Consider the following 12756-nt stretch of genomic DNA (forward strand, 5'->3'; position numbering starts at 1 on the left):
CTTCCTTCTCAATATGCGTTACCACTGATAACTCACGAAAATCTTACCGTTACGGCCGTCCTGCGGAATGCCCTGCGGTGACCAGTACGCTTTGTCAAAGGCGTTGCCCAGCACCAGCGTGGTGGTGACGCCTTTAAGCTGCTCCTGGCCTTTGTAGCTGACGTAGAAATCATTGACCGCATAGCCCGGCTGTTTGCTGTAGCTGCTGCTGACGTGGGTTGAACGATCGGCAAAGGTGCCGATCCAGCCCACAGAGAAACCGCTTTGCGCTACCGGAATGTCCAGCCTGCTGGTGACGGTGTCCGGGTTAATGCTGGAGATATACTCGCCCGTGTCGGTGTCTTTCCCGCGCGTGCGGTTATAGGCCACGTCGAGGTTAAACAGGTCAGCCGAATATTTCGCCATCACGTCCCAGCCCCAGATTTTGGCGTCGGGAACGTTGTACGACATGGTGGTCGCTGCGGCAAAATTGACGGTAGTAGAGATGTAGTCTTTGGCTTTGGTATCGAAATAGCTGGCCTTGAACTCCAGCGCGTCGTTGGCGAGCACCAGATCGTCAAAGCGCAGGCCGAAACCAAACTCCTGCGTTTCGTTGGTTTCCGGGCGCAGGTTCGGGTTAGGCACCCAGTAGTTAGTGTAAAAACGGCCGATGGAGAAGTGTTTGGCATCGTTATACATTTCGCCCATGGTCGGCGCGCGGAAGGCCTGTGCGTAAGAGCCGAACAGCATCAGCCAGTCGGTTGGGCTGACGGTTAACCCGGCGCGGGATGACCACTTATCGGCATCCACATCGTTGTAGCCCTCGCTGCTGCCGCGGTAGTTGTCATAGCGCGTGCCGCCCAGCAGGGTCACCGGCAGATTGCGCAGGGTGATCTCATCCTGCAGCCAGCCGGAGCTGAAGTCGATTTTCGCCTCCGGGAAGCCGGTGGTGGTACCGCCCGGACGCTGCTCCTGACGATAATATTCTCCGCCGTAAGTCAGAAGGTGAGAGGCAAAGGAGTCGCTGAACAGGCGGGTACGGTTTTCCACCTTGCCGCCTTTGGTTGTCTGTTTGCGGAACTCGCCGGTGTTGTCGATATTCTGGGCGTTAATGCGTGCTTCGGACCAGTAGACTTTTGCCTCGGCGTTCAGCCAGTCGTTCTCTTCGGGAGCAATGCGGTAGCCAAGCTGCGCGTCACGCTGGATGGTGGAGCGGTCGGTCATTGGGTTGCTGCTGTTGGCGTCGGTGGTTTGCGGGTTTTTCGGCTCCTGCGCGGCGTTGTTGTAATAGCGCAGGGCGCCGCTCAGCGTCTGAGCCGGGTCGAGTTTCCAGCTGCCTTTTGCCAGCATGTTATTAATGGATTCGTCGTTTGGTGCCGTCGCGCCGTTACTCTGGCGGATGTCGCCGCGATCGCGGCTGGACCATGACACGAGCCCGTCCAGGGTATCGGTGCGGCCATAGGCGCTGGCTCCCATCCCGATGCTGTGGTCGCCCGTCGCTCCGGTTCCAAACACGCGGTAGCCGCTGTTTTTGCCCGCTTCCAGCAGATCGTTGGCGTCGACGGTGTCATAGGAAATGACGCCACCCAGCGCGCCGCTGCCGTAGAGCAGGGCAGACGGACCGCGCACCACTTCAATCCGTTTGATCAGCGCCGGATCGAGGAACGTGCTGTTGAGATGTCCGGTGTCGGTACCCTGACGTACGCCGTCAACCAGCACCAGTACGCCGCGGCGATCGTAACCGCGCAGATTGACGTCCTGGCCGTTGGTGCGACCTGTGCCGTCCAGCGTCAGGCCGGGCACGTTGCGCAGCAGGTCGGCGGCAGAGCTGGCGGTCTGTTTTTCCGGGGCGGCGGCGTCAATCACGCTCACCATCATCGGGGCTTCAAAGGCGCTACGGGCGTTGCCTGTGGCGGTGACGGTGATTTCATCTGCGGCAGCAAACGCGACGCCCGGCAGGGTGCTGACAATCGCCAGCGCCAGAAGTGACGGGCGTAAACGTGCGGAATGCAGGTGTGGCATAGCAACTCTCCATCAAGAATCGAAAGCGCTGGCTGCCTGGGTGTCACCTGGGTGGCTGGCGAAGGGTTGAGTTTATTTTGTGAGAATCAATTTTCCGGCATGGGTCTGGCGCAGCAGGTAGTGCTGGCCGTCATGCTCGATAATCACCCGGCCCTCGTCACCCAGCAGGGTTTTGCTGTCGATACGACGATCGCCAGGGGCAGGGGACGGTGCTGTGTGTTTTTTTGCTGGCGTTGCCGCGCTGTTATCCGTAGGTGACATTATGTTTATAAATAACAATCAATGTAACAATGATAATCATTATCAATAAACTGCAAATTCACGGCAAGCATTTTTGTGAAAATTGTGTGACGGGATCAAATTTCGGGGGAGGGAGAAGGGCACGAACCGTAGGCCGGGTAAGCGCAGCGCCACCCGGCAAAGGATTTAAAATCGACTGTCTACCGCAGACGCCAGCTTCTCCAGCAGCAGCTCGCTGTCTTCCCAGCTCAGGCACGGGTCAGTAATCGACTGGCCGTACACCATCTGCTGTCCGGCAACGATTTTCTGCGTGCCTTCTTTGATAAAGCTTTCCGCCATAATCCCCGCAACGGCGGTCGATCCGCTGCGGATCTGTTGGCAGATCTCATCGCAGACGTCCAGCTGGCGGCGATGCTGCTTCTGGCAGTTACCGTGGCTGAAATCCACCACCAGATGTTCCGGGAGGTCGAATTCGGCCAGCGTTTCGCAGGCGGCAGCAATATCTTCGGCGTGGTAATTGGGTTTCTTCCCGCCGCGCATAATGATATGCCCGTAAGGGTTACCGCTGGTCTGGTAGATGGTCATATGACCGCTCTTGTCCGGCGAGAGGAACATATGGCTGGCACGCGAGGCGCGGATCGCATCGACCGCAATCCGCGTGTTACCGTCGGTCCCGTTTTTAAAGCCGACCGGACAGGAGAGGGCCGAAGCCATCTCGCGGTGGATCTGGCTTTCGGTAGTACGCGCGCCAATCGCCCCCCAGCTGATGAGATCGGCGATAAACTGCCCGGTCACCATATCGAGAAACTCGGTCGCTGTCGGCACGCCCAGCTCGTTGACCTGCAACAGCAGCTTGCGCGCCAGCTCGATGCCGTGGTTCACGCGGTAGCTGCCGTTGAGATCGGGGTCGGAAATCAGCCCCTTCCAGCCCACCACGGTACGCGGTTTTTCAAAATAGGTGCGCATCACAATCTCAAGGCGATGCTGGTACTTATCCCGCAGCCCCTGAAGCCGTTGTGCATAATCCATCGCTGCACCCAGATCGTGGATGGAGCAGGGCCCAATCACTACCAGAAGACGCTTGTCTTCACCATTGAGGATTTTTTCAATGCGGCGGCGGGAGGCCGTCACATGTTCCGCGACCGCGGCGGAAACGGGGTGCCGCTCGGCCAGTTCAGCCGGCGTGACCAGGCTGTCTATGCGCGCAGTGCGGAGTTCATCGGTTTTATTCATGACTTGTCTCAGAAAATTTTTGCTTCATCGGCAGACTACCGGGAAGTGATGGGCATCACATTAAACCAATCCCTGCTGATTTCAAGTTCGGGGCTAAACCGCCCCGTGGTTGTGGGTGATGATACCCTAATCTGAGTTAATGTACTAGCTTGTTAGTACATGCGACGGTTAAGACCCATGATGTCGAGAATTTTGGTGGCGATCTCTTCTACCGAATAGTTAGTGCTGTTCAGCCACGGGATCTGGTTTTTGCGGTACAGCGCTTCCACTTCGGAAACCTCCATACGGCACTGGCGCATCGAGGCGTAGCGGCTGTTCTCGCGGCGCTCTTCACGGATCGCCGCCAGGCGTTCCGGGTTAATCGTCAGGCCAAACAGCTTGTGCTGTAGCGGCTTGAGCGCAGCGGGCAGCACCAGGTTATCCATATCGTCGGCAATAAAGGGGTAGTTGGCGGCACGGATGCCAAACTGCATCGCCAGATAGAGGCTGGTCGGGGTTTTGCCGCAGCGCGACACGCCAAGCAAAATCACCTGCGCCTGGTCGAGATTGCGCAGCGAGATCCCGTCGTCATGCGCCAGGGTGTAGTCAATGGCGGCGATACGCGCGTCGTACTTGGTCAGGTTACCGGGGTTCAGCCCGTGAGTACGGTGGGCGATAGGCGTCGGGTCGAGTTTCAACTCGCTCTGGAGTGGGGCCACCAGCGCCTGCACGATATCCTGGCAGAAACCCTCACTTTGCAGAATGATATGGCGAATTTCGGGAATAACGATGGAGTAGAACACCAGCGGACGCACGCCGGTCTGCTGGTAGATAGCGTCAATCTGGTCCTTCACCGCTTTGGCGCGGCTCTCATTTTCCACAAACGGCAGCGTGATGCTGTTAATCGAAACGGGGAATTGCGACATCACCGCGTGTCCCAGCACCTCGGCGGTGATCGCCGTACCATCAGAAATATAAAAAACGTGACGATCGACAGCATTATCCATTTTACCCACCCTGAATATCATACGTAATTGTCTGAAAGCATAAATTAAAAAAGTAAATTAGACAGCAAAGAACTTATCCTAATTATCAATGAAACGCTGTTTTTGATTTTCCTGAAAAGTGGATTTCATTTTTCAAATAGCGACTTTATTTTTGGGGTTTCTGGCTGAATATAGAGGAATCATCGGGTTATTGGCTGGTGGGAAACTATCCGAAAAGTTGAAAATTTAAATTGCTTACACGATTCACCGTTTTTTTAGCGCAAATAAATATGCCAGTATAAATACGTAGTCAGGTGTTACTTACTCCGATCAAATATCACAAAAGGATTGTTTCGATGTCCAACAATGGCTCGTCACCGCTGGTGCTTTGGTATAACCAACTCGGCATGAATGATGTAGACAGAGTTGGGGGCAAAAATGCCTCCCTGGGTGAAATGATTACAAATCTGTCCGGTATGGGTGTTTCCGTACCAAACGGGTTTGCCACGACCGCCGATGCGTTTAACCTGTTTTTAGACCAGAGCGGTGTAAACCAGCGCATTTACGACCTGCTGGATAAAACGGATATTGATGACGTCACCGAGCTTGCCAAAGCCGGGGCGCAGATCCGCCAGTGGATCATCGACACACCTTTCCAGCCGGAACTGGAAAAAGCCATTCACGACGCGTACAACCAGCTCTCCGCTGACGACGCGCAGGCCTCCTTTGCCGTACGTTCTTCCGCGACCGCAGAAGACATGCCGGACGCCTCGTTTGCCGGGCAGCAGGAAACCTTCCTGAACGTTCAGGGCTACGATGCCGTGCTGGTGGCGGTGAAGCACGTGTTTGCTTCCCTGTTCAACGACCGCGCCATCTCCTACCGCGTGCACCAGGGCTACGACCATCGCGGCGTGGCGCTCTCCGCGGGCGTGCAGCGCATGGTGCGCTCCGACGTGGGCTCCTCCGGCGTGATGTTCTCCATTGATACCGAATCTGGCTTTGACCAGGTGGTGTTTATCACCTCCGCGTGGGGTCTGGGTGAGATGGTGGTGCAGGGCGCGGTGAACCCTGACGAATTCTACGTCCACAAGCCTACGCTGGCCGCTGGCCGTCCGGCGGTAGTGCGCCGCACCATGGGCTCGAAAAAAATTCGCATGATCTATGCTCCGACCCAGGAGCATGGCAAGCAGGTTAAGATTGAAGATGTGCCGCAGGAGCAGCGCGACCGCTTCTCCCTGACCGACGCCGAAGTGCAGGAGCTGGCGAAGCAGGCGGTGCAGATTGAAAAACACTATGGTCGTCCGATGGATATCGAATGGGCGAAAGACGGGAACACCGGCAAGCTGTTTATCGTTCAGGCGCGCCCGGAAACCGTTCGCTCTCGCGGTCAGGTGATGGAGCGTTATACGCTGCACGCGCAGGGCAAAATCGTGGCGGAAGGCCGCGCGATCGGTCACCGCATCGGTGCCGGTCCGGTCAAAGTGATCCACGACATCAGCGAGATGAACCGTATTGAGCCAGGTGACGTGCTGGTGACCGACATGACCGACCCAGACTGGGAACCGATCATGAAGAAAGCGGCCGCTATCGTCACCAACCGCGGTGGCCGTACCTGCCACGCGGCGATCATCGCGCGCGAGCTGGGGATTCCTGCGGTCGTTGGCTGCGGTGATGCCACCGAGCGCATGAAGGACGGACAGAACGTGACCGTCTCCTGTGCCGAAGGTGACACCGGCTACGTCTACGCCGACATCCTCGACTTCAGCGTCAAGAGCTCCAGCGTCGATACCATGCCGGACCTGCCGCTGAAGATCATGATGAACGTCGGTAACCCGGACCGCGCGTTTGACTTCGCCTGCCTGCCGAACGAAGGCGTTGGCCTGGCGCGTCTGGAATTCATCATCAACCGCATGATCGGCGTTCACCCGCGCGCGCTGCTGGAGTTTGACGACCAGGACGCGAAGCTGCAGAACGAAATCCGCGAGATGATGAAAGGCTACGACTCGCCGAAAGAGTTCTACGTTGGCCGTCTGACCGAAGGGATCGCGACGCTCGGCGCTGCATTCTACCCGAAACGCGTGATCGTGCGTCTGTCTGACTTTAAGTCTAACGAATACGCCAACCTGGTAGGCGGCGAGCGCTACGAGCCGGAAGAAGAGAACCCGATGCTGGGCTTCCGCGGGGCCGGACGTTACGTGTCCGACAGCTTCCGCGACTGCTTCGCGCTGGAGTGTGAGGCGGTGAAACGCGTGCGCAACGACATGGGGCTGACCAACGTCGAAATCATGATCCCGTTCGTGCGTACCGTGGATCAGGCGAAAGCGGTGGTGGACGAACTGGCGCGCCAGGGTCTGAAGCGCGGCGAAAACGGGCTGAAGATCATCATGATGTGCGAGATCCCGTCTAACGCCCTGCTGGCCGAGCAGTTCCTGGAGCACTTCGACGGCTTCTCTATCGGTTCGAACGACATGACGCAGTTGACGCTGGGCCTGGACCGCGACTCCGGCGTGGTTTCCGAGCTGTTCGACGAGCGTAACGAGGCGGTGAAAGCGCTGCTCTCCATGTCCATTCGCGCGGCGAAGAAGCAGGGTAAATACGTCGGGATTTGCGGTCAGGGACCGTCCGACCATGAAGACTTTGCCGCCTGGCTGATGGAAGAGGGGATCGATAGCCTGTCCCTGAACCCGGACACCGTGGTGCAAACCTGGCTGAGCCTGGCGGAACTGAACAAGTAACACCATCCTGATCGGAAAAGGCGAGGATATTATTCCTCGCCTTTTTTATTTCCTCTCTTATTTGCTCGCCATCACAAATAAAGTAAAAAACCAAATATCATAATTTGTCTGTTAATTAAGACAATTGTGAGTGCGCAACGCGTTGCTAATACTTGAGCCTTACCGCGCATATCTTCCCTGAAGATGCGCAACTGGTTGAAATACGTTTTAACCTGATAAAAAGGCAAATAACAATGACACTCTCCTCTGTATTGCGTACCAAAGATAAAATAGGTTATGGCTTAGGTGATATGGCCAGTGCGCTGGTCTGGCAAACGGCAACGTTATTTCTCGCTTATTTCTATACGGACGTTTTTGGTTTGCCTGCCGCGATCATGGGGACCATGTTTTTAGTGGTGCGCGTGGTTGATGCGTTTGTCGACCCGTGCATTGGTGCGCTGGTTGACCGCACCCGGACGCGTCACGGCCGTTTCCGTCCCTGGCTGCTGTGGTTCGCCATTCCGTTTGGCGTGAGCTGCCTCATCACCTTCTACGTGCCGGACGTCGGGCCGACGGCGAAAATCGTTTATGCCTGCGTGACCTACGCGATCTTGAGCCTGATTTACTCCGCCATTAACGTGCCTTACTGCGCCATGCCGGGTGCGCTGACGCTGGATCCGCGCGAGCGTCACTCCCTGCAGTCGTGGCGTTTTGGCCTGTCGTTTATCGGCGGGTTAATTGTGACGGTCATTGCCCTGCCGCTGGTCTCATTGTTAGGCCAGGGCAACGTGCAGAAAGGTTATTTCTACGCCATGAGCCTGATGGGGCTGCTGGGGATTGTGCTGTTCTTCTGCTGTTTCCTGATGACCCGTGAGCGGTATTCTCCACGCAATGATACCTCCGGCTCCATGCTTACCGATTTAAAACTGCTGGCCGGGAACAGCCAGTGGCGTATTGTTTTCGTGTTTAATATTTTGCTGTTAACGGCGGTGGTAACGCGCGGCTCCGCCACCATGTATTACGTCAACTATGTGTTGTTACGCCCGGAGCTGGTTTTTGCCTTTATTGTTTCCGGGATGGTGGCCTCGTTAAGCGGCGCATTATTATCTGAACGCCTGCTGGGGAAATTTGACCGCGTACGCGCCTATCAGTGGACGATTATTTCCTTCGTCATTTTCGGCGCGCTGATTTTCTTCCTGCCGCCTTCGCAGGTGTGGCTGATCTTTGGCCTTAACATCGTCTTTAGCTTTATTCAAAACCTCACCACGCCGCTTCAGTGGACCATGTTCTCTGATGTGGTTGACTACGAAGAGCATCGCAGCGGCCGCCGCCTGGACGGGCTGGTCTTCTCCACCGCGCTGTTTGCCATTAAGTTTGGCCTGGCGCTGGGCGGAGCAGTCGTCGGCTGGGTGCTCGGCATGGTGGATTACGCGCCCGGCCAGGCCACCCAGGCGCCGCACGTGCTCTCCACCATCAACGCGCTGTTCACCCTTATCCCGTGCGCATTGTTCCTTTGCATGGTTGCGCTTCTTGCCATCTACAAGCTTAACAGCCGGCTGGTGGATTCCATCGCCCGGGAGCTGGCCAGCAGCGTGAGGTAAGACCCGATGCAGGGCAGCTCAGCCCGGCAACCCCTTCCGCAATACAGGAGTAAAACATGACGGCTATCTATAAGGATGCGGGACGTCCCGTACACGAGCGTGTCGCCGATTTACTGGCGCGCATGACCCCGGAAGAGAAGTTCGCCCAGATGCACGCCTACTGGCTGATCCTCGATGAAAACGGCAACCACCGGGAGCGCAGCGATTTGAGCGACGAATTCTCCGGCGTGAGCGAGCAGGCCGCGCTCAGCGAGCGGTTGAAGCTGGGCGTCGGACAAATCACGCGTCCGCTCGGCACCCACATCGTTGACGCGAAAACCGGCGTGCGCGCGGCCAACCGCCTGCAGCGCATGATGATGGAAGAGACGCGTCTCGGCATCCCGGCGCTGTTCCACGAGGAGTGCCTGGTGGGATTGCTGTGTAAGGACGCCACCCTGTTTCCGTCGTCGCTCAACTACGGCTCGACCTGGGACCCGGAGCTGGTGCAGCGCGCGGCAGAGCAGATCGGCCACGAGGCGCGGTCCGTCGGCTGCCAGCAGGGGCTGGCCCCGGTGCTGGACGTCTCCCGCGACGTGCGCTGGGGGCGTACCGAAGAGACCTTCGGCGAAGATCCGTGGCTGGTGGGGGTGATGGCTACCGCCTGGGTGAAAGGGCTGCAGGGCGATACGCGCGATCTGCTGGCGACGCTCAAGCATTACGTGGGCCACTCGTTCAGCGAAGGGGCGCGCAACCATGCCCCGGTTCATCTTGGCTTTAGCGAGTTGAACGACACCTTCCTGCTGCCGTTTGAAATGGCGGTCAAGCTGGCGAACGCCGGTTCGGTGATGCCCGCCTACCACGACATCGATAACCAGCCGGGGCACAGCGACAGCTTCCTGCTGACCACCGTCCTGCGCGAACAGTGGGGCTTCGACGGCATTATTGTGGCGGACTACGGCGGCGTCAGCCTGCTGCATCAGCACCACGGCATATCCCACGACGCAGCAGAGTCCGCCGCGCTGGCGTTCAACGCCGGGCTGGACGTTGAGCTGCCGAAAGATGACTGCGCTCGCCATCTGGCGGAAGCGGTAGAGCGCGGGCTGATCTCTATGGCGAAAGTGGACGAGATCGTGGCGCGCACGCTGACGGAAAAATTCCGTCTTGGCCTGTTTGAAAAACCGTACGCGGATGAAAACGCTATCGATCTGCAAAGTGAGATGACCCGGCAGGTCGCGCGGGAGGTGGCGACAAAATCGGTGACGCTGCTGGAAAACAACGGCATTCTGCCGCTAAATGGCAAACCCCGCTTGGCGGTGGTCGGGCCGACGGCAGACGATCCGCTGGCGTTACTCAGCGGCTACAGCTTCCCGGTGCATTTGATCATCAGCGATATGGTGGAAGAGACCTCGCAGGTCACGACCCCGCGCGCGGCGCTGGAGCAGTACCTTGGCGCATCGAACGTCCGCTATGCCAAAGGGTGTCATATCATCGAAAAACGGATGGCGGGCGCGCCGGTCTTCCCGGGCGACAGCGGCGGTAAGCCGATGCAGCAGTCGCCGGTATCACTGAGCACCGCCCTGATCCCCGAGGCGGTCGACGCCGCGCAGGAGAGTGAGGTGGTGGTGGCCTGCGTGGGCGATCTCGCCGGGCTGTTCCAGAGCGGCACGGTCGGTGAAGGCTCCGATACCGACTCATTGAACCTGCCGGGCGTACAGCAACAGCTGCTGGAGGCGCTGGTGGCGACGGGCAAGCCAGTGATTGTCGTGATGACCGGCGGGCGTCCGTACAACCTGCAGGGGCTGGAGGATAAGGTCGCCGCGCTGATGATGGCCTGGGCACCGGGGCAGGAAGGGGGCTGGGCGATTGCGGATGTGCTCACCGGCCGCGCGGAGCCGCAGGGTCGGCTGGTGGTCAGCGTGCCGAAAAGCGCCGGGGCGATGCCGTACTACTATAACCACAAGCTGAAAAGCGGCGGCACGCCGTTTGCGTTCCATTTTGGCGCGCGTTATCCGTTTGGTTTCGGCCTCGGCTGGACGACGTTTAGCTGGGGCACTGCCCGCGTAGCTGAAAGCAGCGTGCCGGTCGATGGTGAGGTGACGCTGAGCGTGGATATCACCAATACCGGTGAGCGCAGCGGCAGTGAAGTCGTGCAGGTCTATGTGCGGGATAAGGTCGCCAGCCAGGTGCGGCCGCTTCAGGAGCTGAAGGCCTTCCAGCGCGTCACGCTTTCGCCGGGTGAAACCGCCACGCTCACCTTCACGTTGCCGATTGAGATGTTCAACTTCACCCGTCGTGACGGGAAACGCATTGTTGAGCCGGGCGAGTTTGAACTGCAGGTTGGCGCATCGTCAGCGGATATCCGTGAGAGGGTGACGGTGCACGTAACCGGTGAGACGCGGATATTGCCTGCTGAATGGCGGATGCTCAGCCGTTGTGACGTGAAGCGCGCGTAGTCAGGGTAAAAAAAAGCCCATCGTGGGAGATGGGCAAAGACTACACACAGCAATTCGTTGTTTCACTCAGGGGATTTCCATGCTTATAAATCAAGGTGTTGATTTATAACCGTGAGCTAATAGTAGGCATTGTAATTTTTAGCGTCGATCGGATTCGTCTCAATAGTTAAAGAGACGTAAAGATTTCTTGAGGTTAAGAGCAGATTGAGTGCAGAAATGGCGGGTCTGACCAGTGAATAACGAATAAATACTTTAGCAGCATTTAAGTATCGTGCGAAACAGTGAAGGCCGGGTAAGCGTCAGCGCCACCCGGCAATAAGGCTTAATGGGTATTCTTTTCTTCCAGCTCTTCCAGTTCACTTAAAATCACGTCCGGGTCAGTTCCCGGCGGCGGAATTTCATGCACCCAGGCGGAGAACAGACGCCAGGTGACGGCGAGCAGCACCGGGCCAATAAACAGGCCGATCATCCCGAAGGCAATCAGTCCGCCGATAACCCCTGAGAGGATCAGAATCAGCGGCAGATCCGCACCCATGCGGATGAGGATAGGACGAATCACATTATCCATCGTGCCGACTACGCAGCTCCAGACCAGCAGAACCGTGCCCCAGGTGGTATCGCCTGTCCAGTAGAGCCAGATAATGCTCGGAACCAGCACCAGCAAGGGACCCAGTTGCGCAAGGCAGGTCATCAGCATGATAACGGTAAAGACGGTGGCATACGGTACGCCGGAAATCGCCAGGCCGATACCGCCCAGCACAGCCTGTACCAGCGCCGTCACCACAACGCCCAGCGCCACCGCGCGCACGGCCTGCGCGGCCAGCAGCACCGCAGCGTCACCGCGTTTTCCCGCCAGGCGGGTGGCAAAGTGACGAACCCCTAGAGCAACCTGCTCACCGCGCCAGTAGAGCAGGGCGCTGAAGACCAGCATCAGGCCGCAGTGCATCATAAAGCGGCCAATATGCGCGGCCTGACCGACAAACCAGGTCGTGGTGGTGCCGATATAAGGCCGCACTTTCGTCATCAGCGCACTGCCGCCCATCTCGAGCAGGCTATGCCAGCCGCTGTAGAGTTTGGCCCCCACGACAGGAATGCTGTTCAGCCAGGCGAGGTCCGGCAGCGTCAGATCGCCGCTGGTCACAGCGCGGATCACCGGGCCGCTGGAGTCGACAAGGCTGTTCACCAGCAGCGCAATCGGGATAATAAACAGCAGGAACAGCAGCAGCGTCATCACCAGCACGGCTAGCCCGCGACGGCCAAACAGCAGTTTCTGCAAGCGCAGCAGCAAAGGCCACGTGGCGACGACAACGGTCGCAGCCCAGGCGAAGCCGAGAATAAAGGGTTGAACAATCCACAGACACGCAATAATCATGAGGGCCAGGAACAGCACCGACAGCAGAATTTGCGCAACATCCCTGGGCTGGCGAAGATTGACCATAAATGAAACTTTCCTTAAAAGAACGCCAGTACGACTGGCGGGAACGAAAAACCGCGTCTCTCTAATCATTAATGATTTCAGCGGTTTTTGACAGGCGAATTCTGCCTGTAATTCAGCAGAGATTATAAGAAA

The 12756-nt window shown here is 57.8% G+C and carries 7 protein-coding genes, 1 other RNA gene and 1 pseudogene; 3 read left to right on the forward strand and 6 right to left on the reverse strand.

Going from position 1 to position 12756, the window contains the following annotated elements; all coding sequences use genetic code 11:
• Nucleotides 1-18 precede the first annotated feature (18 nt).
• The 4 genes from ACWKXT_RS02275 to ppsR form a co-directional block, all read right to left on the reverse strand.
• On the reverse strand, nt 19-2001 hold the full coding sequence (locus ACWKXT_RS02275; protein ID WP_454531551.1) for a TonB-dependent hemoglobin/transferrin/lactoferrin family receptor: 1983 nt from the start codon (nt 1999-2001) through the stop codon (nt 19-21).
• Between the two features lie 72 nt (nt 2002-2073).
• Nucleotides 2074-2262, reverse strand: coding sequence for a hemin uptake protein HemP (gene hemP / locus ACWKXT_RS02280; RefSeq protein ID WP_080327376.1), 189 nt, complete (start codon nt 2260-2262; stop codon nt 2074-2076).
• 165 nt (nt 2263-2427) lie between these two features.
• On the reverse strand, nt 2428-3474 hold the full coding sequence (gene aroH, locus ACWKXT_RS02285) for a 3-deoxy-7-phosphoheptulonate synthase AroH (protein WP_454527077.1): 1047 nt from the start codon (nt 3472-3474) through the stop codon (nt 2428-2430).
• Nucleotides 3475-3626: 152 nt separating this feature from the next.
• Nucleotides 3627-4460, reverse strand: coding sequence for a posphoenolpyruvate synthetase regulatory kinase/phosphorylase PpsR (gene ppsR / locus ACWKXT_RS02290; RefSeq protein ID WP_014883510.1), 834 nt, complete (start codon nt 4458-4460; stop codon nt 3627-3629).
• Between the two features lie 335 nt (nt 4461-4795).
• Here ppsR and ppsA point away from each other — a divergent pair, with 335 nt between their 5' ends.
• The 3 genes and pseudogenes from ppsA to ACWKXT_RS02305 all read left to right on the forward strand — a co-directional run bounded on the left by ppsA (nt 4796) and on the right by ACWKXT_RS02305 (nt 11186).
• A complete protein-coding gene (ppsA, locus tag ACWKXT_RS02295; RefSeq protein ID WP_014883511.1) occupies nt 4796-7174 on the forward strand; it encodes a phosphoenolpyruvate synthase in 2379 nt (792 codons plus the stop codon).
• A gap of 233 nt (nt 7175-7407) precedes the next feature.
• Nucleotides 7408-8807: pseudogene (locus ACWKXT_RS02300) on the forward strand (MFS transporter).
• A gap of 3 nt (nt 8808-8810) precedes the next feature.
• Nucleotides 8811-11186 (forward strand): glycoside hydrolase family 3 N-terminal domain-containing protein, encoded by a 2376-nt coding sequence (locus tag ACWKXT_RS02305; protein ID WP_454531552.1) that lies wholly within the window; start codon nt 8811-8813, stop codon nt 11184-11186.
• A 5-nt stretch (nt 11187-11191) separates the two neighbouring features.
• Here the strand turns inward: ACWKXT_RS02305 and rprA are convergent.
• Nucleotides 11192-11299: antisense sRNA RprA (rprA, locus tag ACWKXT_RS02310), an RNA gene on the reverse strand.
• Nucleotides 11300-11508: 209 nt separating this feature from the next.
• Nucleotides 11509-12624, reverse strand: a complete 1116-nt coding sequence (gene ydiK, locus ACWKXT_RS02315) for an AI-2E family transporter YdiK (RefSeq protein WP_454531553.1) — start codon at nt 12622-12624, stop codon at nt 11509-11511.
• Between the last annotated feature and the right edge of the window lie 132 nt (nt 12625-12756).

This window comes from Enterobacter sp. UPMP701 (assembly GCF_053709515.1).